This window comes from Sessilibacter sp. MAH3 (genome assembly GCF_054658275.1).
The window spans coordinates 21,522-44,110 of the sequence record NZ_BAAGIE010000013.1; the positions used below are offsets into that span (position 1 = coordinate 21,522).

Genomic DNA, 22,589 nt, shown 5'->3' on the forward strand with positions numbered 1-22,589 from the left:
TAGATAACGGTGCGTGGTTACGTTATCCATAGACCGTGCATTTGGCGAAATTACTTTTATTGAAGTAATAAAGCTCTATTGTCTGGGTGGTGGAGGCGCTAAAACCCGTCGACTGCCATTGGTTTCCGGCTCACTGACAACACCAGAGGCCTCCATGGTCTCAATAAGACGAGCGGCACGATTGTAGCCGATGCGCAGCTTACGTTGAACGGAAGAGATAGAAGCTTTTCTCGTTTGGGTAACAAACTCCAGCGCTTCATCGTACAGAGGGTCAGACTCATCGGCAGCGCCATCTTCGCCTTCGGTAGGCAGCCCCGGCACTGGAATTGAGTTAGTGCTTTCATCAACAATTTCATCGAGATAGTTAGGCTCACCACGGCGCTTCCAATCTTCTACCACATTATGAACTTCGTGATCATCAACGAAGGCACCGTGGACACGCACAGGAACACCACTGCCCGGCGGCAAATACAGCATGTCACCATGACCTAATAACTGCTCTGCCCCACCCTGATCAAGAATGGTTCGAGAGTCGATTTTAGAAGATACTTGGAAGGCCATTCGTGTTGGAACGTTGGCCTTAATCAAACCTGTGATAACGTCCACCGATGGCCGTTGCGTTGCCAGAATCAAATGAATTCCCGCTGCACGAGCTTTTTGAGCGATTCGCGCGATCAACTGCTCCACTTTTTTACCGACGATCATCATCATGTCGGCAAATTCGTCGATCACAACAACAATAAACGGCAAGGTTTCTAGATCTGGGGCTGTTGCTTGCTCGGCACCCGCTTCGTAATTCTCTTCAGGAACAAACAAAGGGTCTTTGATAGGCTCACCGGCTTTGATGGCATCTTCAATCTTGCGGTTAAAACCAGCGAGGTTGCGCACCCCCATGGTTGCCATCAACTTATAACGGCGTTCCATTTCACCAACGCACCAACGCAAACCGTTTGCGGCATCGTTCATATCGGTAATTACGGGAGTTAATAGATGAGGAATACCTTCGTAAACCGACAGCTCCAGCATTTTAGGATCGACCAAAATAAGCCGAACCTGCTCGGGAGTTGATTTGAACAGCAAGCTCAGCAGCATTGCATTCACACCCACCGACTTACCAGAACCTGTCGTACCCGCAACCAACAGATGCGGCATTTTAGCGAGATCGGCAATCACCGGTTCGCCCGCGATATCGTGACCCAACGCCAGGGTAAGAGCCGATTTGGATTTGTCGTATTCTTCTGAAGCAAGAACTTCGCTCAAGCGCACCATTTGACGATGCTCATTAGGAATTTCGATACCAACTACGGATTTTCCGGGAATGACTTCAACTACACGAACGCTGATTACCGCCAACGAGCGCGCAAGATCTTTCGCTAAGTTGGTAATTCGGCTTGCTTTAACTCCAGCAGCCGGTTGCAATTCAAATCGAGTAACCACCGGCCCGGGCATAACCGCTACAACTTCGGCTGAGATACCGAAATCTTGCAGTTTAAGCTCAAGCATACGACTCATGGCCTCTAGGGATTCCTGAGAGAAGCCACGTCTGTCCTTTTCGTTGGCGGGATCAAGCAAGTTTATAGGTGGCAGTTCGCCTTCCACTGGTGCGTCAAAGAGTTTGGTTTGTTTTTCTTTTTCTACACGCTCGCTCCGTTTAACCGGCTTTGTTGGCATAGAAATCTCAACGGGTTCACTTTTTTGCAAGAGCAGTTCTTTTTGTTTACGGCTTTGCAAACGTTCAAAAGCAGCCTCACGGGCTATAACCAACTCTTGTTTATCTTTCTTCTTTCTATCACGCCGTGTTTTGATCGATTGAATCAAAGACAACACGCCCGCACCGATTCTATCCATAAGACGAATCCATGAAAGATCGGTAAAAATGGTGATACCAAATAAAAATAGCGCTAACAAAATCACCATACCACCGGTGAAACTGAAAGCACTTTCGATGGATTCGGCTACAGCAGCGCCTAAAATACCACCGTTTGAGAAAGGCAAATTGCTGGCTTCTAGACCAAACTTCAGAGATACCAAAGCCGTACCCGAAATCATTACCAGCACAAAGCCAATAAATCTCAGCGCAAATAACAATCCATCAAAGTTTAAACCGTCGGTATTGCGAGTAATGAAGACTTTAACGGCCCTTAACGCAATAAGAATTGGGAAAAGAAATGCGGTATAACCAAAAATTGAGAACAGCACATCAGCAACCCAAGCCCCGATGGCACCGGCGGCATTAGCCACGGCACCGCCCGCACCCGTGCTGGACCATCCTGGATCAGTATTCTTGTAGGTCGCCAAGGCAAGCAACAAAAAGAGGCTTAAAGCCACGCATGCGATCAAAATTCCCTCTTTTATCAACCGCGAGAGAACCTCTCCAGATTTGGATGCTGTCATTGGCTGTGCGTCTGTTTCGGAACTCAATATCCTAATTCCCTGTTAAATCAATAAAAATCGGCATGAAATGTGATTTGCCAGATGAGTATTCTTAAGTTGCTGGTCAAGACTGGCGATAGGAACCTTGTTTTTCACGCTTAAAGAGAGTCTCTTGAAAGCACAGAGTTCATCGGTAAATAACGTTGGTAAATCACAGTTTGGGCGACTCATGGTGGTCAAAGTTAATCAAAAACAATTAAGCAAGAAAGTTTGATTGTTAACACTTATGTCATTTATTAAGCAAGATTATTTTGCTGATTAATCTCGATTAACTTATTATTTTGTCAATCAACTGACCGTGTTTGATAGTAAAAGCTATAAAGACGGGTAGAATATATTGACCAGACGGTTTTTCTTGTGTTTTTGAAATAACTCAACCTACTTTCTGACAGTTGCTATAGTTTGGATTTATTAAGAAAGTCGCATTTTTGATTGAACAAACAAATTGCTTTTAGAGTATATACAGTGCCCATAAATTGGCTTTTTTTAGGTTTTAATATTGATATCTGTATTTAAACTAATTTCTTGATAAACCGAATAACTTGTTGATCTATATATTATATCTCATTGTATAGATTTTTAGATAATCAACGTTTAACAATCGAAACTCAGTCTAACTTTTTCTGATTACGATTAATTTTTAAGCAAAAAATATTTGCTTAACCTGAAAACAGATCGTTGAAACGTCAGTTGTTGTCTAACTAAGACCTCTGACTGATTTAAATTCGGCACTCATTTCAGGGTGCCAAAGCTACTAAATTTGCTGAACTAGGATAGATTATGAGCGAAGTAAAACACCACAAGCTGATTATTTTAGGTTCCGGTCCTGCTGGTTATACCGCAGCCATTTACGCTGCTCGAGCAAACCTTAATCCCGTGGTGATTACTGGTATGCAGCAAGGCGGACAGTTAACCACCACCACCGAAGTTGAAAACTGGCCAGGTGGTCGCCACGACTTGCAAGGTCCAGATTTAATGATGGAAATGCAAGCCCACGCCGAGCGATTCAATACAGAAATGATCTTTGATCATATTGAAGAAGCAAACCTAATGGTTCGCCCATTTGTGTTAAAAGGCTCAGATACATACACCTGTGATGCATTAATCATCTGTACTGGTGCATCTGCTCAGTATCTCGGTCTTCCTTCCGAAGAGGCTTTTGCTGGCCGTGGCGTTAGTGCCTGCGCAACCTGTGACGGATTCTTCTATCGTGATCAAAAAGTTGCGGTGATCGGCGGTGGTAACACAGCTGTGGAAGAAGCCTTGTATCTATCAAACATCTGTAAAGAAGTTACTTTGATTCACCGTCGTGACTCACTTCGTTCAGAGAAAATTTTGCAAGACAAAATTTACGCAAAAGCTAAGTCTGGCAATATTAAGTTTGAGTGGAACTCAACTTTAGAAGAAGTGCTTGGTGATGAGAAAGGCGTTACTGGTTTGCGTCTAAAGAGCACTACCGGCTCATCTACTAAAGATATCGAAGTATCTGGTGTATTCATCGCCATTGGCCACAAACCAAATACCGATATTTTCCGCGGCCAACTTGAAATGACCAACGGCTACCTTAACGTTAAGAGCGGCACCGAAGGATTTGCAACCAGCACCAGCATTCCTGGTGTATTTGCCGCCGGTGACGTTGCTGACCAAGTTTATCGTCAAGCTATTACCTCTGCTGGCGCCGGCTGTCAGGCCGCGCTAGACGTTGAGAAATACCTAGACGATCTTTAACTCTTAAAATTATGTAGTTTTATACTAAAGGAAACTCTGATTAACCTAGAGTTTCTCGCGACACAAGGATGTGTCGCCAATTTCAAGAACGGTAAGTGATTGAAATTGTGAAGACATTGGAAATCACATTTTCAATGTCTTCCCTCTGATTAAATCATGGATGAGTTAATCAGAGGTTCCTAAAGTAGTTCCACACTACCGAACTCAAGCAAGACGAGGTTTAAATCTCGCCCTGCTTAAGCTTTGTACCGAACAATTCTCTCTCTCCTACCTTGGTTCAATAGCCTCTCATCTTAAAAATTGTTCTTTTCGGTACTAAACATACTGAAAATCCACGAATAAGAACTTAATCTATAAAGAAAATAGTCCTGTAATAATTGTTTTAGCTTACAGTATGTCTTTTATTCTTTTTGGTTTGCTTACGTTAAATGATCAATATTCCTTGGCTCGATGAAGATTCCCCGTTTCCAAATACATCCAAAGCGTTAAGAAACCCTAATGGGTTATTAGCCGCTGGCGGGGAATTATCGGCGGAAAAAGTTTTAGAAGCTTATTGCCGAGGAATTTTTCCATGGTTTAGTGAAGACGAGCCGGTGCTCTGGTGGAGCCCTGATCCACGTTGTGTGGTATTTCCAAAACAGGTGCATGAATCCAAGAGCATGAAGAAATTAGCTCGCAAAGGTGATTATCACGTATCTTTCAACCAAAATTTTGACGAGGTTATTTACCTGTGTGGAGAAACTCGCAGGCAGTTTGAAGGAACTTGGATTACCGACGAATTAAGAGAGGCGTATTGCGCACTTCACAGGCTTGGTTTTGGCAAAAGTGTAGAAGTTTGGCGTGACAATAAACTGGTTGGAGGGCTTTATGGGCTAGCTATTAATAAAGTATTTTATGGCGAGTCTATGTTCAGTTTGGAGCCAAATACTTCTAAGCTCGGTTTTATAACTCTTGCCAAGCGATTAGCCGAGTTAGATTACCAACTTATCGATTGCCAGGTTCGTTCAAATCACCTGCTTTCACTAGGCGCAACCGAGATAAGAAGAGCGGAATTCGAGAGCATACTTAATGCGAATCATGACTTTTCTCAACCACCAAAACCCGGTAGTCTAAACTAATGTATAAACGTTAGGTTGGGTATTATTAAGTAACGTATCTTATTGGGTGACGAATCTGGCTAACTTAAAACTGTTCACTACACATCCTCATAAGTGCAGCTATTTACAAGATGAAATAGCAACGACCGTATTTGTTGATCCAGATGCGGAAATTAACCGAGAAATATACAGTCGGCTCTCGGAAATTGGATTTAGACGCAGCGGCCAACACCTATATCGACCACAATGTGCGTTTTGTTCTGCGTGTATACCGGTTCGTATACCCGTCAAAGAATTCACACCAAATCGCCAACAAAAGCGCTGCCTTAAATTAAACTCCGATATCACCTTTAAAGTAGTCAATTCGATTGATGCTAAAAAGCATTACCAACTTTACGAGAAATACATCAACGAACGTCATGCCGATGGAGATATGTATCCTCCAAGTCGAGCACAATACAGCACGTTTCTCACCTCGGAATGGGGATTAACTCGATTTATAGAGTTTTATCTAGAAAGCACACTAATAGCGGTTGCTGTTATTGATGAATTAGAGACTGGAATTTCTGCGGTCTATACCTTTTTTGATCCGGAGTTACAGTCAAGAAGCTTAGGAACCTTCGCAATATTGACTCAAATTCAACTTGCTGAAGAGCTTGGGCTACATGCAGTGTATTTAGGTTATTGGATTAAAAATTGTACCAAAATGACCTATAAATCTAAGTTTAAGCCGTTGGAATCTTACATTGATGGCCGCTGGATTCGCGATTACTGAGATTAAAAATTACACACCCAATTAACTCAGTAATTTGCTGTTATTTAACATTCAGTAAATGCAGTTTTATCTGAGCGAGCCATTAATGTCACCCTTCTATCATGGTTACAAAACAATCAAACCAAATTATTTATTACCTAGAATTTATATAACGGCATTGCGCTGCGAGGAATTCGATAAAATTTTATTGATGTAAAAATATATTTTTACATCAATTGTTGGTTTTTATGGATAAAGATTTGACTTAACCTAGGAATAAGGCACAATTCACGCCTATTTAACGACCGGCTGCTACGAGAGCGGTTTGCGTCATTCTGTATATACAATGAGGAATAGTTTTAATGGCGAAAGAAGACAACATTGAAATGGAAGGTGAAGTAGTAGACACGCTCCCAAACACTACCTTTCGAGTCAAGTTGGAAAATGGCCATATGGTGATTGCACACATTTCGGGAAAAATGCGCAAAAACTACATTCGTATCCTTACTGGCGATAAAGTAAAAGTAGAATTGACTCCATACGATCTGAGCAAAGCAAGAATCACCTACCGAGCCAGATAATCAGCTGCCCTTCTCTTCTGTAAATACCCTCGTATTCACATACTATCAAGAAGTCGCACATACAATGTGCAGCTCAACATCAAAAAAGCTAATACTTTATAATGTTGAACTGCACGTACAGAGTTGGTGTTAAACCAACTCTGGTGCTTCCACCGCAATATGAATGTCGTCGTTTTCGATTGATATATCCACCGAACCGCCGGTAGACAAATCGCCAAATAAAACCATTTCGGCCAATGGTTTTTTCAGCTTTTCTTTGATCAAACGAGCCATAGGTCTTGCACCTAATTTTTCGTCATAACCGTGAACTGCCAGCCATTCACGAGCATCTTCGTCTACGTTAAGAACCACATGCTTTTCATCAAGCTGCGCTTGGAGCTCAACCAAAAACTTATCAACCACCGTTTTGATAACCTCAAGAGTAAGCGCGCCAAATTGAATAATGGCATCTAATCGGTTACGGAACTCAGGAGTAAACAGCTTCTTGATTGCTTCCATACCGTCGGTTGAGTGATCTTGTTTTGAGAATCCAATAGAAGCACGGCTCATATCTTCTGCGCCAGCATTGGTTGTCATGATCAACACAACATTACGGAAATCAGCTTTACGGCCATTGTTATCCGTTAAAGTACCGTGATCCATTACCTGAAGCAGTAAATTGAATACTTCTGGATGCGCCTTCTCAATCTCATCAAGAAGAACAACACAATGTGGATGCTTGGTAACCGCTTCGGTTAACAAACCACCTTGGTCGAAACCCACATAACCTGGAGGAGCACCAATTAAACGCGAAACGGTGTGTCGTTCCATATACTCAGACATATCGAATCGAAGCAGCTCAATACCCATTGCAGACGCTAATTGACGACATAGCTCCGTTTTACCAACCCCCGTTGGACCAGCAAATAGGAAAGAACCTACTGGCTTATCCGGTGAGTTCAAACCCGCACGTGACAACTTGATAGCGGTCGATAAAGCTTCAATAGCATCATTTTGCCCAAACACGGTAAGCTTGAGTTGCTCATCCAGTTTTTGAAGAAGTTCTTTGTCGCTCGATGAAACACTTTTGGGTGGAATTCGAGCAATTTTAGCAACGATTTTTTCAATATCGGCGGTACCAATCTGACGACGTCTTTTGTTGAGCGGTTGCAATTGCTGATAAGCACCAGCCTCATCAATAACATCAATGGCTTTATCGGGCATAAAGCGATCGGTGATGTATTTAGACGCGAGCTCAGAGGCAGCTCTGAGCGCGGCATCGGTATATTTAAGGCTGTGATGTTCTTCGAATCGCGTTTTGAGACCTTTCAAAATTTGATAGGTATCTTCGACACTTGGTTCGTTAACATCAATTTTTTGGAAGCGTCTTGATAAAGCACGATCTTTATCAAAAATGCCGCGATATTCTTGGAACGTTGTCGAACCGATGCAGCGAATGTCACCCGACGTTAACAAAGGCTTGAGTAGGTTCGAAGCGTCCATAACACCGCCCGATGCTGCCCCAGCGCCAATGATGGTGTGAATCTCGTCAATGAACAGAATTGCTTTCTCTTTCTTTTTAAGTTGAGCAAGCAAACCCTTGAAACGCTTTTCGAAATCGCCGCGATATTTTGTACCCGCGAGTAAAGATCCCATATCTAGGGAATAAACAACGCTCTCAAGCAATACGTCGGGAACATCGCCATCAACAATACGTTTTGCTAAGCCTTCGGCGATGGCGGTTTTACCCACGCCGGATTCACCCACCAACAATGGGTTATTTTTGCGACGACGAACGAGAACTTGCGCTACACGCTCAACTTCATCATCACGACCAACCAATGGATCGATACGCCCTTGAAGCGCTTCTTCGTTTAGATTTGTTGCGTAGGAATCGAGAGGACTGCTCGCCGAGGATTCCCCAGACGCTATAGACTCTTCATCTATGGATTCTTGGTTGCTATCGAGATTGTGCTCGCTTTGGCCACCCACTTTAGAGATGCCATGAGTGATAAAGTTGACCACGTCAATACGGGCGATATTTTGCTGTTTTAGATAATAAACGGCTTGGCTTTCTTGTTCGCTGAATATAGCGACAAGAACATTGGCTCCAGTAACCTCTTTGCGGCCTGAAGATTGAACATGAAAAACGGCACGCTGCAGAACACGTTGAAAACCTAACGTTGGCTGTGTTTCACGCTCGGTATCATCTTCAGGGATAAGGGGTGTTGTAGAATCGACAAACTCGATTAACTCCTTGCGTAAATTGTTGAGATCTGCACCACAAGCTTTCAGTACGGAAGCTGCGGCCTCGTTATCAATCAACGCTAACAATAAATGCTCAACAGTCATGAATTCATGACGTTTTGTTCGAGCACCTTTGAAAGCTTGATTCAGTGTAACTTCTAAGTCCTTGCTTAACATTTTTTCGACCTCAACTGATACACCTAAAAATTATTCATCGTCTTCAGCGGCAGCAATCTCACACAATAACGGATGTTGGTTTTCCCGAGCGTACTGGTTTACCTGCGCAGCTTTCGTTTCGGCAATATCTTTTGTAAAGACACCACATACTGCGCTTCCGTTCGTATGAACCTTGAGCATGATTTGTGTCGCTTGCTCACGATGCATTGAAAAAAATGTCTCTAACACTTCTACGACGAACTCCATGGGAGTGTAATCATCGTTAAGCATGATTACTTTATACATAGAAGGACGCTTAAGTTGCGGCTTTTGTTCCGCAACGGCCAAGCCTTCATCTCGGCCTCCTGCTACATCATCGCTGTCACTACTGTTTAATGTTAGTCGATGATAATCCATATTACCCCAAACCTTTTTGCACGGATTCAAAGAGTTCTGCTCCCCGATTCTAACTACAAGATAAGTGAAGTCTCAATTAGGATCAACCAATTGGACTTGACAATTTATTAAATTTCATATGAGTATATCCATGCGCTTTATTATCAAAAGCGCATTATCCAATATCTCCGCACAAAGCATTTTTATAATAAAAATATTGGGCCTAATAAAAAAATAACAATTTTAAGTTCATGCATCAGCTCATGGCTTATACCCATAAAATAGGAAATCTGCTATGCAATCAGGTACCGTCAAGTGGTTCAATAATGCCAAAGGTTATGGATTTATCCTTCCAGACAACGGTGGTGACGAACTATTCGCTCACTATTCTGCAATTACAATGGATGGTTATAAAACCTTAAAAGCCGGCCAACAAGTCAACTTTGATGTTGTTAAAGGCGATAAAGGTATGCATGCCGTCGGTATTGAACCCAAATCGTTTAAAATTAGTTCTAACGAGTCTGAAAGTCCCCCTATGGCTTTATTAAACTAAACACCATTCACCAACAACTGACAAAACCATTCAACTTGTCTACAACTGTGAGCGACACGTTCTCAAAGCGCTATTGCGTCACAAAAATTTAATGAGTGGATCAAGTAGTACCGCTCATTAAACTTTCAAATTACCTACTCTTCAAATTGTAAAAAACTCATATCACACAAATTTTTACATTTCTCGGTCATAGTAATACCTGCCATTTTTTTACCGCCAAACCTGAGAAAAAGCCTCTTAGCAGATACAATGTAGCAGTTACAATGCCACTATAAATGTCTTAGCTCTAGGCCAGCGAATGCCCAATATAATTTTGTTTAATAAACCCTATGGGGTTTTGAGTCAGTTTACCGACAAAGAAAACCGCCCTACGTTAAGTAACTACATTTCAGAAAAAGATTTTTATCCGGCCGGTCGTCTCGATTTTGACTCTGAAGGTTTACTTCTGTTGACCAACGATGGCGCGTTACAGAATCAAATTGCCAACCCCAAATTTAAACTGCCAAAAACCTATTGGGTGCAGGTTGAAGGCATTCCTGATGAGATTGCATTGACTAAATTAAGACGAGGGGTAACGCTCAATGACGGAAAAACAAAACCGGCAAAAGCTCGGCTCTATGAGCCCGAAAACGTATGGCCAAGAGACCCTCCCATTCGCCAAAGAAATAACGACACAACCTCTTGGATTGAACTCACCATTACAGAAGGCCGAAATCGGCAAGTTCGCCGAATGACCGCTGCCGTAGGCCATCCAACGTTACGTTTAATTCGTGCTCGAATTGGCACTTGGGCGCTCAATGACATCGCGGTTGGTCAAATTCGCAAAGAAAATGTGTTTTTGCCTCGGGCATAATTAATCTTCAACTCTACTGCATTTATCCATAAATATCCGTTATGAACTCCAGAGAATTTAACCCTCACGTCACGGTCGCCACCGTTGTCTCGCAGCAAAATCAATTTCTGATTGTTGAAGAACAGATTAACGGCGAAACCCGATTTAACCAACCCGCCGGACATTTAGAAGCCAATGAGAGCCTGATTGCCGCAGCCAAGCGCGAGACGCTCGAAGAAACTGGCTGGGAGGTTGACATAACCGGCTTTTTGGGTGTTTGCATATTTAAAGCCAGTAACGGTGTGACCTACGTTAGAAACACTTTTTGCGCAACGCCAATTCACAAACGCGAGCCTTTTACATTGGATACAGGTATCATCGCCGCACACTGGATGACACTGAACGAAATCCAACAAAAACAGGAAATGTTGCGTAGCCCAATGATTATAAAATCTATTGAAAACTACCTTAAAGGCAACATATTCCCGGCAACACTCGTGACTTATCTAAGCGCTGTTTAATTCACCAAACAACTATCATATTTGGCTCAATGGATACCCTTACAACCGCATCTAACTCCCAAGCAAACAAAGTAATCGTCGGCATGTCTGGCGGTGTAGACTCCTCCGTAGCGGCGTTACTTCTTCAACAACAGGGCTACCAGGTTGAAGGTTTGTTTATGAAGAATTGGGATGAGGACGACGGTACCGAGTATTGTACTGCAAAGGCGGATTTGGCCGATGCCGAAAAAGTCTGCGACAAGCTAGGTATTCCTTTACATACGGCAAATTTTGCCGCCGAATATTGGGATAATGTTTTTGAGCATTTTTTGGCCGAATACCAAGCAGGCCGCACACCTAATCCCGACATTCTTTGTAACCGCGAAATTAAATTCAAAGTCTTTTTAGAATACGCACAAGCGCTAGGCGCTTCACTAATCGCGACCGGTCATTACGTTCGCCGCAAAGACATTGATGGCCATACTTACCTGTTAAAAGGACTGGATAACAATAAAGACCAAAGTTATTTCGTTCACGCGGTAGGTGAAGACGAGTTCGCCACCAGCTTGTTTCCCATAGGCGAAATGGAAAAGCCCGATGTTCGCGCCCTTGCTGAAAAGCACGATTTGGTTACCCACAACAAAAAAGACAGCACCGGCATCTGCTTTATTGGCGAACGCCGTTTCAAGGATTTCTTAGAACAATATTTGCCCGCTCAGCCAGGAGAAATTATTGACGATCATGGCAATATTCTTGGCGAGCATGCAGGTCTGATGTATCACACGCTAGGACAGCGACAAGGCTTAGGAATCGGCGGAGTTAAAGGTGCTCCGGAACAACCTTGGTATGTTGCCGAAAAAGATCTCAACAACAATCAGTTGGTCGTTGTGCAGGGTAAAAATCACCCACTGTTGTTTAAAGACTCTCTTAAAGCTTCGCAAATTTGTTGGATAAACAAGAACTTCCCTGAAACCAAGGAGTTTCGAGCCCAGGTTAAGACTCGATATCGCCAACCCGATCAAATGGCAACCGTTACAATCAATGCATCTAACAACGACGGTAACGAAACGTTAACAATACATTTTGACGAACCCCAAAGAGCGATCACTCCAGGCCAATCGGTGGTTTTTTATCATGGGGAAATTTGTCTGGGCGGAGCCGTAATTGAAGCCGGTTATAACCGTTAAATGTTAATCGAATTGCAGTCACCTAAAACACGCTTCACATGTTGCAAAAATTCTGCAGCGACTGTGGGGTTGGTGTAATTATTTATCGAAGAGTCAATGGCAGATATCGAATCACAAACTATTGCTTTAGCCGCGACCCTTCAATCTGTCGCGATGGTAGAACAGCTGGCAAAACACGGCACAACCACAGCAGGCAATGCGCGCGTTTTAATAAACAGCATATTCAAAACCTCCCCTAAAAGCACAATCGATGTGTATAACCAGGTTCAAGATTTAGAGCTCGGTCTAAACATGTTGGTGCAAATGCTCGAAAAACTGAACACCCCCAACTATTCCGATAGCATGCGCTATACGTTGAGTTTGCTCCATTTGCAGAAAAAACTGGCCGGGAATAATGCCATGCTCAGCGTTATCGCCCAGAGAATCGAGCGCTGTAGAGCCCAGCTAGAACATTTTGATGTTATGCATGACAATATCCTAGCCAATCTAGCCGATATCTATGCAGATACACTCAGTACTTTTACATTTCGAATTCAAATTCGAGGTTCTTACGATTATCTTCAACAGGCTCGTATTGCAAACCACATCCGTGCCCTGCTACTGGCAGGCGTCAGATCAGTAACGCTCTGGCGACAAGTTGGCGGCTCCCGTATAAATCTGATACTCAACCGAAGCAAAATTATCACTGCGGCCGATCTACTGCACCAATCTGTGCGAAACGAAAAGTGACCAAAGTTTCCCACAAATACTAAAATTTCGGGTATTATCGCGCGCTTTTTCGGTGGTTATGGCTAATATTTGAGGAATATCAGTCATTAATCGGTTCACTTTTACATCCACAGCAACGGTTTAAACTATGGAGCTTTCTCAACTCACAGCAGTTACCCCTATCGACGGACGTTACGGTTCGAAGACTCAATCTTTACGAGACGTTTTCAGTGAATATGGGCTGATCAAATGTAGAGTTGAAGTAGAAATTCGCTGGCTGCAAAAGCTCGCTGGGCACCCACAAATTACTGAGGTGCCGGAGTTCTCAGAGAACACTCAAGCGCTACTTAACAATATAGTTGCAAACTTTAGCGAACAAGACGCGCAAGAAATCAAAACCATCGAGCGCACCACCAATCACGATGTAAAAGCTGTTGAATACTTTATAAAGAACCAGTTCAAGGGTAATGCTGAATTAGAAGCTATCAGCGAATTTGTTCACTTTGCTTGTACCTCTGAAGACATCAACAACCTTTCACACGGTTTGATGCTCAAGCAAGGTCGTGAAGCTTTAATGAGCTACACGGCTAAAATCATTACTACCCTCAAGTCTCTTGCCATTGAATTTGCCAACGACCCAATGCTTTCTCGCACTCATGGGCAAACGGCTTCGCCTACTACGGTAGGTAAAGAAATCGCCAATGTTGTTTACCGACTCAATCGTCAGGTGAAGCAGATAGAAAGTGTTGAACTTTTAGGCAAAATCAACGGCGCGGTAGGTAACTATAATGCGCATCTTAGTGCTTATCCGGATATCGATTGGGCAGACAATGCCTCAAGCTTCATTACCGATTTAGGACTTACTTGGAATCCATACACAACTCAGATCGAACCTCACGATTATATTGCTGAGTTATTTGATGCAATCAGCCGATTTAACACCATTTTGATTGATTTCAATCGCGATATTTGGGGCTACATTTCACTAGGCTACTTCAAACAAAAGACCATTGCCGGCGAGATTGGCTCGTCAACCATGCCGCATAAGGTTAATCCGATTGATTTCGAAAATTCAGAAGGAAACCTTGGCATCGCCAATGCCTTATTTGCTCATCTAGGCAGCAAATTGCCGATTTCACGCTGGCAGAGAGATTTGACCGACTCCACCGTATTACGAAATATGGGCGTCGGTTTTGGCTATAGCTTTATTGCCTACGAATCCGTTTTGAAAGGTTTAGGAAAACTCGAAATCAATCGCGCGCGATTGGATCAAGATCTCGAATCCAGCTGGGAAGTACTCGCCGAACCAATTCAAACGGTGATGCGTCGTTATCAAGTCGAAAACGCCTACGAAAAACTTAAAGAATTGACTCGCGGCCAAGATATCAGCAAAGACAGCATCAGAGCTTTCATTGATACCCTTGAAATACCAGACCAAGCGAAAACCGAGCTTAAAGCACTAACACCACAAACTTACGTTGGTAGTGCAGCCGAACAAGCCAAAAACATTTAACAACTTACATCAACCTAGGAAGCTAAGCTCGCTATGACTTCGAGTAACGAAATTTTGAAGAACCTGGGCGAGCTTAGTATTGATGAGTTCCTAAAACATCACTGGCAGAGAAAATACTTATTTGTCTCTGAATGCTTTAAAGACTCTCTGCCGGAATTTCCTGCGGACGAACTAGCCGGATTGTCCCTTGAGGAAGACGTCGAATCTCGTTTGATTATCGAATCAAAACAAGACTCCAATCCCGAAAACCAATGGACCTTAAAACACGGCCCATTTTTAGAATCAGACTTTACAACTCTACCTGAATCACATTGGACACTGCTTGTTCAAGCCGTAGACTTTTGGGCTCCTGAATACACAGAATTTTTATCGCGCTTTCGCTTTTTACCCAATTGGCGAATTGACGACATTATGATCAGCTACGCCACAGACCAAGGTGGTGTAGGTCCGCATTTCGATTACTACGACGTTTTTCTCATTCAATTAGAAGGAGAAAGACTGTGGCGAATTGGACAACAATGCGACGACAGTACAGAGAAAGTGGAAGGCTCACCTCTCAATCAAATTAGACACTTTAAGACCGAAGCTGAATTTTTAGCAAACCCCGGTGACCTCCTCTATATTCCCGCCGGTAAAGCCCATTGGGGAATTGCCCAAGGCGAATGCACGACAATATCTGTAGGGTTTCGAGCACCGAGCTATAGCGAAATTCTTTCCCACTTCAGTGGCGAACTCTGCAACACACTACCCAGCAATTATCGTTATTCCGACTCTCGGAAAAATACCGAGCAACTGAATAATTGCGGCGAGATTTCTGTTGCGACAATTGAAAATATACAACAGCAACTCGTATCGATTATCTCCAACCCGGAGGCGCTGGCATCTTGGTTTGGACGATACATGACTGAAAGCAAGTACGAAGACTTATGCCCTTGGTCCCAGTCCACGCCGTCGTGCGAACTGAACGCAAATACCGTTAAGAGGCTAGTAAAAGAAAAAGCCTTTGAATTTTGCCCCGGAATTCGAACAGCTTACTTCCCGAAATCCCAAGAAACCGCCCTTTTATTCATTGATGGCAGAGAATTTCTTTGTCATATTGAACTTGCAAAGGCGCTTTCAAGTAATTTGCAATTCTCATCCGGCTCACTGCAAAAAATAGCCGAAATGGGAGATACTCAACAGCAAATTAATACCTATGCCTTACTTGAGCTGCTGATCGAAAAAGAGTTACTTCTCGTACAGTCGTAATCGTACTGTTCTAATTACGATCTACGGTTAACTTACACCAAATTGCCAACATAACTATGAACAGCTTTCTTTCGAAGAATGATATTTCTGTAGAAATCACGAATTGGGAAAAATCTGAATCTGAATTGTGCGCGATTCGGCGTGAAGTTTTTATCGAAGAGCAAGGTGTATCTGAGCAAGATGAACTTGATGGCAAAGATCATCTATACACCCAGGTGATTGTTCGCTCAAAGAACCACATTGAAGCCATTGGTTGCGCTCGGATTTCCCCAGAGGGAAAAATTGGTCGCGTTGCCATTGTCAAAAACTTCCGTGGATTAGGCGTCGGCCAAAAACTCATGGAGTTTTGCACCCAAGCAGTTTTGGAAAAGGGTCAAACACCCAAACTCGATGCACAAACAAGCGCAATTGGCTTTTACGAATCATTGGGATACGCCTGTGAAGGCGAAGTGTTTATGGATGCAAATATTCCCCATAAACACATGAAATTTGCGTTAGCGAGCTTCTTTGTCACTCAAGCAAACACCAATGAATCCTCTGAGACAAATTACTCTCCAGAACCTCAACCACTAAGACGCGCGCTAAAGTCAACCCAAGACAGCGAAGCCGCCCTGTTAAATTGTCTTGAGCAATCCCGCGCAGAGCTCATGATCACCTGCTCTACAGCCTTATTACGCCTTGTGTCGTCACACCAATTTCTTGAAGCGTTGAAAACAAAACTGCTTACTAACACCGATTCAGAAGTAAAAATCGTAATCGGTTCTTACGATTCAGGAGCTACACTGATACGAAGCCTTATTGATCTTTCGCGACGACTACCAAGCAAGTTGAAGCTCAAATGCTTAAATACCGATCAAAACGATTTCTCGGCGCTCATCATTACAAATGCGCAGAATTCGGTGGAAATTCATTTGGATGGTGAACAGCTCACCGGCATTCAAACTCGATTGAGTAATGCTAAAAAAGAGCTGCTAAGAGAAGAATTCTATCGCATTTGGGATGCGCGATCGTTCGCTCATCCAGACTTTAAAGAGTTGAACCTCTAACAATTAACGATCATCCACTTGATAATCGACACCAACTACATTGCCATTATAAACGAGATCTACCGACTCTAACGCAGCGCAAGCCCCCATTACAGGTCGTCCGTCCCGCAGCCGAAACTCAAAACCATGCAATGGGCATCGAATGTTGCCGTTTTCTAGAGTTCCATAGGTTAAAGGTACGTTTTGATGCGGGCAGTTATTTTTGAATCCGTAGATCTTGCCATCATACTGAATCAGTAAAACATCAAGATTATCAATTTTATGTGCGGCCATGTAGCCATCGTATAAGCGATGCAGCTTTTCTAATGGTTTAAACACAAGTACGCTCCGAAAGACTGACCACAAAATGGCTGAACACGCTAGAATCGCTCGCTGAATGATTCGAAGGGTGAAAAACGCCCAATACTAAATACTAGCAAACATTGTCATTAGCCTGAGCCTAACTATAATGCCAGCTTTTTATTTCGAGCGAGTCAAAGTTGCTAACGACTGTAGAAATACCATATAGCCCTTCCGTAGAGCTTCTATTTGACCAAATTCAAACACTTCCAGGGGCAGTTTGGCTTGACAGTGGCTGGCCGCATTTTTCAAACGAGCGCTACGACATTCTCTCAGCGACACCGGTGTTCTCCGTCTCGCCAGATAACAACAACCAGGAGAAGTCCCCTTTCGAACATTTGCGCCAAGAGTTTTTGAAGATATCAACCATATCTTGTGAAGACACCCAATTGCCATTTACCCACGGCTTTATGGGTTATTTCAGTTACGAAGCAGGAATTGAACAACTCTCCGTAACAAACCATAAACCTTCGGTTTTAGGAATTCCTAAATACTTTTGGGCTTATTTTAATTACTCGTTTGTCTTCGATCACTACGAAAAGAAGGCATTTTTTTCGAAATTGGATTCGCTAGATGCGGGTATAGAAGATTCCATACGAAAATGCATCTCACAATATACCCAGAAACTGGCCAATAAGGTCGATGAAAAGATTAGTTCAACTGACTTGCACTATGAAGACTGTCCCTTTGAATTAGACGGTTTTGAAGCCCTCTGGAATTACGACCAATATCTCAACGCGTTTACGCAAGTAAAAAATCATATTACCGACGGAGATATATACCAAGCAAACCTCACACAAACTTTTGCATCTAAGTTTAGAGGAAATTCTTATTGGGCTTATCGCAAATTACGAGAAATAATGCCCGCGCCTTACAGCTGCTACGGCAAGTTTGCAGGCGTAGAAATTTTAAGCTTTTCTCCAGAGACATTTCTAAAAAAAACCGGTGATTTTTATCTGACTAAACCCATTAAAGGCACAAGACCTCGGAGCACCGACCCGGATATCGACCTTCAAAATGCTCAAGAATTAAAATCGAGCGCCAAAGATCAAGCTGAAAACTTAATGATTGTAGACTTACTGCGCAACGATCTTTCAAAGAATGCTATTCGCAATTCTGTGATCGTGAATGAACTCTATTCGCTAAAAAGTTACGCCAATGTTCACCATTTAGAAAGTCTTATCAGCGCCCATATTACCAATGCACACGGGCTAGAAGTTTTCAAAGATTGCTTCCCTGGTGGATCAATCACCGGAGCACCCAAGAAAAGGGCCTGTGAAATAATTGCCGAATTAGAAGCAGCACCCAGAGAGCTTTATTGTGGCTCAATTGGCTACTTAAGCGCTTCCGGTGATTTTGATACCAATATTGCAATTCGAACCATTACCGGTTTTAACCAGACAATGTCTATCGCTGGAGGCGGCGGAATTGTCGCCGATTCCACGCCAGGTGCGGAATATTCGGAGTCGCTTACGAAAATTCAGCGTTTAATTGATGGATTAAACGACTTTATGCACAATACCAATAAATCTTAAAGAGAACATAAACGGCTTAACGATATTAAATAGGTTTGATATGAAAATAGTCATGGTAAAGAAGATCTTAGCTGACGGCTCACCTTGTAAAAAATGCGGTGAGGTTTTGGAAAAGCTCGAAAAAAGTGAATTAACTCATTTAATTGATGAAATAATTGTAGCCGATGAGCGCGATCCAGAAAGCGCGGGAATGCAGCTCGCTAAAGAACTGGATGTCGCAAGAGCGCCTTTTTTTGTGGTTTATAAAGACGGCAGTGAGCCGGAAGTGCATACAATTTATATTAAATTTGCAAAAGAAGTATTGGAGCCAATGAAGTCTTAAACTATTAATTTAGAAATGAAGTTGCTGAGAAACAATCAGCGCTCGGGGACTTAGACAATTATTGGAAAATTAAGAAGTAATCGCTAAAACTGACAAGGAGTGAAGTCCGTTTCACTCTTTTTTAGAAAGGCTAGTTGCTTATAAAAACTTCTCGATACATTAAATGTACGGAAGCTCTATATGCTCAAACAATTCATCAAGCTCAGCTTTTGACTGACGATTAAACGCCTCTTCAACTATATTTTTAGTCAAATGTGGCGCAAATAACTCGATAAATTCAAACATAAATCCACGCAAGAAGGTTCCACGACGGAATCCAAGCTTGGTAGTACTTGGCTGAAAGAGGTGTCGAGCATCAATGCAAACCAAGTCTGAATCTAATTCTGGATCATAAGCCATCGAAGCGATGATACCGATACCAAGACCTAAACGGACATAAGTTTTGATAACGTCTGCATCAGCAGCGGTGAATACAACTTTCGGTGCTAATCCGCGATCAATAAACGCTTCATCCAACTTAGAACGACCGGTGAAACCGAACACGTAGGTAACAATTGGATGTTTCGCCACATCTTCAAGCGTTAAATTAGAAACTTGAGTCAGTGGATGATCTTTAGGTACTACAATGCCACGGTTCCATTGATAACAAGGCATCATGACCAAATCACTAAACAGCTCTAATGCTTCAGTCGCGATGGCAAAATCAACGGTGCCATCAGCGGCCATCTCTGAAATTTGCATGGGCGTACCCTGATGCATATGCAGAGAGACCTCAGGATATTGATGAATAAAGTTACCAATAACCTTAGGTAGAGCATAACGCGCCTGAGTGTGAGTTGTTGCTATAGAAAGACTTCCTTTCCTTTCGTTACTAAACTCTTGTGCAACTTGCTTAATCCCCTCAACTTTTCGGAGGATTTCCCCAGCCGTTTTTAAAATAGCTTCACCGGCAGGAGTTATGCGAGTTAAATGTTTACCGCTACGAGAAAAGACTTCGACGCCCAACTCATCCTCTAACAACCTGATTTGCTTACTAATTCCAGGTTGAGATGTATACAAGCTTTGCGCCGTTGCAGATACATTGAGATCATGATGAGCGACCTCCCAGATATATCTTAACTGCTGCAGTTTCATAAGCCCTCCCAAATGGCGGATTGATCTGCGTAAAGTTATGATTATAAAAATATAAACAAATATTCTTTTCCAGAATAGTTATTAACCTATATATTTGCCACCCCTGACAGAATTTTTACACAAATACTTCACATTCCTTCTAATTAGCTCAAAAAATGGAAATATTTCAATTCATATTAGCCGGCGCAGCGGTCGGATTAGCGATAGGCATAACCGGCGTTGGTGGTGGCTCTATTATGACACCATTATTGTTGCTTTTTGGATTTCCATTCAATGTTGCAATCGGTACAGACCTTTTATACGCGTCGATAACAAAAGCCAGTGGAGCTTGGGCACACAAACGCCAAGGCACTGTTAATTGGAAATTGGTGTTCTTATTGGCATCGGGCAGTATTCCTGCCTCAATCGCAACAACTTTCTTGCTTGATACCATATTCTCTAACGCATCTGAATACGAGCATCTTTTAACAACTAGCTTAGGAATTATGCTGATACTGACTTCAGCGGTACTTCTATTTAAAGGAAAACTCACAAACCAAGCTCAAACCAATACAGAGTATCAACGCTGGACCACCAAACACTCCACAACAGTTACAGTAATTGCCGGATTCCTACTCGGAGTATTTGTAACCTTATCATCAGTAGGTGCTGGGGCTTTTTGTGCCGCATTATTACTTGTGCTGTACCCACGTCTCAGTGCTGTTAAAGTTGTCGGAACTGATATTGCGCATGCTGTACCTCTAACTTTTATTGCAGGCCTAGGACATCTGGTATTTCTGGGCAACGTAGATTTTTATCTTTTGGGTTGCTTATTGATCGGATCAATCCCAGCCATACACTTGGGTACTAAAATCGGTGCGAAGCTTCCCAACAAAATTCTCCAACCTGTATTAGCGTCTATTTTACTGGGGCTTGGTATTAAGTTCGCCTTTTTCTAGCCTCTAAATAAAAACTTAATACTAAAGTCATTTCAGCAACAAAACTAAGTTAGGAGGGATTTTATTTATTACCCTCCTAATTTCAATTAGTTTTGGACTTTATGTTTAAAATAATATTTTTTTAGATCAGGCCGAAATTTTAAAAGCAGTCTCGCCAACGGGTTTTGTTATTTAAACTGCTCAGTCAGTAAATAAATACGCTTTAACAGTAATTTTTACCAGCAGTAAAATTTTTTAAATTTACTCGATAAAATTGTACGAACATAAGCATTAAGCGAATATTTTTCTTTTTCAACGAAACCACATTTCGATAAATGACGCTGCTATTTATACAAAATGAAAATCATTCCTAAAAGGAAACAATCCGTAGACGCCACCGGTATGAATAAAGACAATATCTTTAACGCCTTGATAACGTCCAGAATTAATATCATTTACTAAACCGTAAAATGCTTTCCCCGTATATACCGGATCTAAAACAATTCCCTCTAGCCGACAGATTTCTTTAATAAATGTATAAAGCTCGGGATAACCTTTTGCGTAACCTGGACCAATATAATCGTCAATTGTTTTGATTGTAACTGTGTTAACTGACACACCAAGATCATAAAGCGCATTGCACTGTTCGATATCTTTTCGTGCTTTTTTATTAAAATAATTGGCGTCATCACAAACGGCATATCCAATTGTCTGCGCTTCTACACCAAGTAAATGAGAGCCTAAACTTAAACCTGATTGGGTACCACCTGACCCTGTAGCGCAGACGATATACTCAGGATTAATACCGTGAAGCTCGAAATCGGCTTTTAGCTCTTTAACACACTCAACATAACCCCATATACCGACACCATCACTAGCTCCGGTTGGTATCGAATAAGAATGCTTTCCTTGAGTTTTTAACGTATTTTTTATTTCTACGAAAATATTCTCCAGATTTGAAAAGTACTCTTGTGGGCTGTAGAGGTGAATCTTGGCTCCGGCCAAATTATCAAGAAAATAATTGCCATCAATCTCTAAGGAATTTTCTTTTCTTAAAACCAAGTGAGCTTCCAAGCCTAATTGAGCACAAACAAGAGCTGTTGCTCGACAATGGTTAGACTGAATACCACCACAAGTTATTAACGCGCTAGATCCCTCCTTTAGCGCTCTAGCAACGATGTATTCGAGCTTCCTAACTTTATTTCCAGTTAAAAAACTTCCCGTAAAATCGTCCCTTTTCAACCAAATATTTGGACCACCGATTTTTTTGCTCAGTTTTTCGAGAAAGACCAACGGAGTTGGTGTATTGGCTAAATTTATTTTTTCTGGGAATTGATCGAACATGGAAAGATATCCATTATCTGATTTGAAAGAGTAATAAGCG

At 42.3% G+C, this 22,589-nt stretch carries 21 protein-coding genes; 15 read left to right on the forward strand and 6 right to left on the reverse strand.

Translation table 11 applies throughout. The features are described from left to right. Positions 1-75: 75 nt before the first annotated feature. A complete protein-coding gene (locus ACYQ2C_RS09650; RefSeq protein ID WP_460101945.1) occupies positions 76-2,394 on the reverse strand; it encodes a DNA translocase FtsK in 2,319 nt (772 codons plus the stop codon). Positions 2,395-3,213: 819 nt separating this feature from the next. Here ACYQ2C_RS09650 and trxB point away from each other — a divergent pair. From trxB to infA, 4 genes are all read left to right on the forward strand, one after another. Continuing rightward, positions 3,214-4,161 carry a thioredoxin-disulfide reductase gene (gene trxB, locus ACYQ2C_RS09655; protein WP_460047935.1) on the forward strand — a complete coding sequence of 316 codons (948 nt, stop codon included), beginning with the start codon at positions 3,214-3,216 and terminating at the stop codon, positions 4,159-4,161. A 428-nt stretch (positions 4,162-4,589) separates the two neighbouring features. After that, a complete protein-coding gene (aat, locus tag ACYQ2C_RS09660; RefSeq protein ID WP_460047933.1) occupies positions 4,590-5,279 on the forward strand; it encodes a leucyl/phenylalanyl-tRNA--protein transferase in 690 nt (229 codons plus the stop codon). Positions 5,280-5,325: 46 nt separating this feature from the next. After that, positions 5,326-6,033 carry an arginyltransferase gene (locus ACYQ2C_RS09665; protein ID WP_460047932.1) on the forward strand — a complete coding sequence of 236 codons (708 nt, stop codon included), beginning with the start codon at positions 5,326-5,328 and terminating at the stop codon, positions 6,031-6,033. A gap of 341 nt (positions 6,034-6,374) precedes the next feature. Then, positions 6,375-6,593 (forward strand): translation initiation factor IF-1, encoded by a 219-nt coding sequence (gene infA / locus ACYQ2C_RS09670; RefSeq protein ID WP_460047931.1) that lies wholly within the window; start codon positions 6,375-6,377, stop codon positions 6,591-6,593. A gap of 129 nt (positions 6,594-6,722) precedes the next feature. Here infA and clpA read toward each other — a convergent pair whose 3' ends face one another. Together clpA and clpS are read right to left on the reverse strand one after the other, a co-directional pair. Next, the gene (gene clpA / locus ACYQ2C_RS09675; protein ID WP_460047929.1) at positions 6,723-8,996 is read right to left on the reverse strand and encodes an ATP-dependent Clp protease ATP-binding subunit ClpA; all 2,274 of its coding nucleotides are present in this window, start codon (positions 8,994-8,996) and stop codon (positions 6,723-6,725) included. Positions 8,997-9,026: 30 nt separating this feature from the next. Further along, the gene (clpS, locus tag ACYQ2C_RS09680; protein ID WP_460048119.1) at positions 9,027-9,392 is read right to left on the reverse strand and encodes an ATP-dependent Clp protease adapter ClpS; all 366 of its coding nucleotides are present in this window, start codon (positions 9,390-9,392) and stop codon (positions 9,027-9,029) included. A gap of 274 nt (positions 9,393-9,666) precedes the next feature. On the opposite strand from clpS, the gene cspD reads away from it, so the two are divergent. From cspD to ACYQ2C_RS09720, 8 genes are all read left to right on the forward strand, one after another. Next, positions 9,667-9,924, forward strand: a complete 258-nt coding sequence (gene cspD / locus ACYQ2C_RS09685) for a cold shock domain-containing protein CspD (protein WP_460047928.1) — start codon at positions 9,667-9,669, stop codon at positions 9,922-9,924. 298 nt (positions 9,925-10,222) lie between these two features. After that, positions 10,223-10,777, forward strand: a complete 555-nt coding sequence (locus ACYQ2C_RS09690) for a pseudouridine synthase (protein WP_460101950.1) — start codon at positions 10,223-10,225, stop codon at positions 10,775-10,777. Positions 10,778-10,818: 41 nt separating this feature from the next. Then, the gene (locus tag ACYQ2C_RS09695) at positions 10,819-11,277 is read left to right on the forward strand and encodes an NUDIX hydrolase (RefSeq protein ID WP_460101952.1); all 459 of its coding nucleotides are present in this window, start codon (positions 10,819-10,821) and stop codon (positions 11,275-11,277) included. A gap of 29 nt (positions 11,278-11,306) precedes the next feature. Continuing rightward, on the forward strand, positions 11,307-12,443 hold the full coding sequence (mnmA, locus tag ACYQ2C_RS09700) for a tRNA 2-thiouridine(34) synthase MnmA (protein ID WP_460047923.1): 1,137 nt from the start codon (positions 11,307-11,309) through the stop codon (positions 12,441-12,443). Between the two features lie 96 nt (positions 12,444-12,539). After that, positions 12,540-13,172 carry a high frequency lysogenization protein HflD gene (hflD, locus tag ACYQ2C_RS09705; RefSeq protein WP_460101954.1) on the forward strand — a complete coding sequence of 211 codons (633 nt, stop codon included), beginning with the start codon at positions 12,540-12,542 and terminating at the stop codon, positions 13,170-13,172. Between the two features lie 127 nt (positions 13,173-13,299). Beyond that, complete coding sequence (gene purB, locus ACYQ2C_RS09710) at positions 13,300-14,664, forward strand: adenylosuccinate lyase (RefSeq protein ID WP_460101956.1); 1,365 nt, start codon at positions 13,300-13,302, stop codon at positions 14,662-14,664. Positions 14,665-14,697: 33 nt separating this feature from the next. Continuing rightward, positions 14,698-15,912 carry a JmjC domain-containing protein gene (locus ACYQ2C_RS09715; RefSeq protein WP_460101958.1) on the forward strand — a complete coding sequence of 405 codons (1,215 nt, stop codon included), beginning with the start codon at positions 14,698-14,700 and terminating at the stop codon, positions 15,910-15,912. 56 nt (positions 15,913-15,968) lie between these two features. Further along, positions 15,969-16,958, forward strand: coding sequence for a GNAT family N-acetyltransferase (locus ACYQ2C_RS09720; protein WP_460101960.1), 990 nt, complete (start codon positions 15,969-15,971; stop codon positions 16,956-16,958). A 3-nt stretch (positions 16,959-16,961) separates the two neighbouring features. Here ACYQ2C_RS09720 and ACYQ2C_RS09725 read toward each other — a convergent pair whose 3' ends face one another. Then, the gene (locus ACYQ2C_RS09725; RefSeq protein ID WP_460047916.1) at positions 16,962-17,276 is read right to left on the reverse strand and encodes a Rieske (2Fe-2S) protein; all 315 of its coding nucleotides are present in this window, start codon (positions 17,274-17,276) and stop codon (positions 16,962-16,964) included. A gap of 161 nt (positions 17,277-17,437) precedes the next feature. Here ACYQ2C_RS09725 and ACYQ2C_RS09730 point away from each other — a divergent pair, with 161 nt between their 5' ends. Together ACYQ2C_RS09730 and ACYQ2C_RS09735 are read left to right on the forward strand one after the other, a co-directional pair. Then, on the forward strand, positions 17,438-18,832 hold the full coding sequence (locus ACYQ2C_RS09730) for an anthranilate synthase component I family protein (RefSeq protein WP_460101963.1): 1,395 nt from the start codon (positions 17,438-17,440) through the stop codon (positions 18,830-18,832). A gap of 40 nt (positions 18,833-18,872) precedes the next feature. After that, positions 18,873-19,154, forward strand: a complete 282-nt coding sequence (locus ACYQ2C_RS09735) for a hypothetical protein (RefSeq protein ID WP_460101965.1) — start codon at positions 18,873-18,875, stop codon at positions 19,152-19,154. 159 nt (positions 19,155-19,313) lie between these two features. Here the strand turns inward: ACYQ2C_RS09735 and cysB are convergent, their stop codons facing one another. Next, positions 19,314-20,288: an HTH-type transcriptional regulator CysB gene (gene cysB, locus ACYQ2C_RS09740; protein ID WP_460047912.1), complete on the reverse strand. Its 975-nt coding sequence runs from the start codon at positions 20,286-20,288 to the stop codon at positions 19,314-19,316. A gap of 155 nt (positions 20,289-20,443) precedes the next feature. Here cysB and ACYQ2C_RS09745 point away from each other — a divergent pair, with 155 nt between their 5' ends. Beyond that, on the forward strand, positions 20,444-21,226 hold the full coding sequence (locus ACYQ2C_RS09745; RefSeq protein WP_460047911.1) for a sulfite exporter TauE/SafE family protein: 783 nt from the start codon (positions 20,444-20,446) through the stop codon (positions 21,224-21,226). A 327-nt stretch (positions 21,227-21,553) separates the two neighbouring features. On the opposite strand, the gene ACYQ2C_RS09750 is transcribed toward ACYQ2C_RS09745, so the two are convergent. Continuing rightward, complete coding sequence (locus tag ACYQ2C_RS09750; protein ID WP_460047909.1) at positions 21,554-22,549, reverse strand: D-cysteine desulfhydrase family protein; 996 nt, start codon at positions 22,547-22,549, stop codon at positions 21,554-21,556. Positions 22,550-22,589: the final 40 nt, after the last annotated feature.

What these genes read in the sequence shown, in the direction of transcription:
- hflD (WP_460101954.1), top strand. Translation starts at nt 12,540, where the DNA reads ATGGCAGATATCGAATCACAAACTATTGCTTTAGCCGCGACCCTTCAA.
- cspD (WP_460047928.1), top strand. Translation starts at nt 9,667, where the DNA reads ATGCAATCAGGTACCGTCAAGTGGTTCAATAATGCCAAAGGTTATGGA.
- aat (WP_460047933.1), top strand. Translation starts at nt 4,590, where the DNA reads ATGATCAATATTCCTTGGCTCGATGAAGATTCCCCGTTTCCAAATACA.
- ACYQ2C_RS09715 (WP_460101958.1), top strand. Translation starts at nt 14,698, where the DNA reads ATGACTTCGAGTAACGAAATTTTGAAGAACCTGGGCGAGCTTAGTATT.
- infA (WP_460047931.1), top strand. Translation starts at nt 6,375, where the DNA reads ATGGCGAAAGAAGACAACATTGAAATGGAAGGTGAAGTAGTAGACACG.
- clpS (WP_460048119.1), bottom strand. Translation starts at nt 9,392, where the DNA reads ATGGATTATCATCGACTAACATTAAACAGTAGTGACAGCGATGATGTA.
- trxB (WP_460047935.1), top strand. Translation starts at nt 3,214, where the DNA reads ATGAGCGAAGTAAAACACCACAAGCTGATTATTTTAGGTTCCGGTCCT.
- ACYQ2C_RS09750 (WP_460047909.1), bottom strand. Translation starts at nt 22,549, where the DNA reads ATGTTCGATCAATTCCCAGAAAAAATAAATTTAGCCAATACACCAACT.
- clpA (WP_460047929.1), bottom strand. Translation starts at nt 8,996, where the DNA reads ATGTTAAGCAAGGACTTAGAAGTTACACTGAATCAAGCTTTCAAAGGT.
- ACYQ2C_RS09735 (WP_460101965.1), top strand. Translation starts at nt 18,873, where the DNA reads ATGAAAATAGTCATGGTAAAGAAGATCTTAGCTGACGGCTCACCTTGT.
- ACYQ2C_RS09695 (WP_460101952.1), top strand. Translation starts at nt 10,819, where the DNA reads ATGAACTCCAGAGAATTTAACCCTCACGTCACGGTCGCCACCGTTGTC.
- ACYQ2C_RS09745 (WP_460047911.1), top strand. Translation starts at nt 20,444, where the DNA reads ATGGAAATATTTCAATTCATATTAGCCGGCGCAGCGGTCGGATTAGCG.
- ACYQ2C_RS09690 (WP_460101950.1), top strand. Translation starts at nt 10,223, where the DNA reads ATGCCCAATATAATTTTGTTTAATAAACCCTATGGGGTTTTGAGTCAG.
- purB (WP_460101956.1), top strand. Translation starts at nt 13,300, where the DNA reads ATGGAGCTTTCTCAACTCACAGCAGTTACCCCTATCGACGGACGTTAC.
- cysB (WP_460047912.1), bottom strand. Translation starts at nt 20,288, where the DNA reads ATGAAACTGCAGCAGTTAAGATATATCTGGGAGGTCGCTCATCATGAT.
- ACYQ2C_RS09720 (WP_460101960.1), top strand. Translation starts at nt 15,969, where the DNA reads ATGAACAGCTTTCTTTCGAAGAATGATATTTCTGTAGAAATCACGAAT.
- mnmA (WP_460047923.1), top strand. Translation starts at nt 11,307, where the DNA reads ATGGATACCCTTACAACCGCATCTAACTCCCAAGCAAACAAAGTAATC.
- ACYQ2C_RS09650 (WP_460101945.1), bottom strand. Translation starts at nt 2,394, where the DNA reads ATGACAGCATCCAAATCTGGAGAGGTTCTCTCGCGGTTGATAAAAGAG.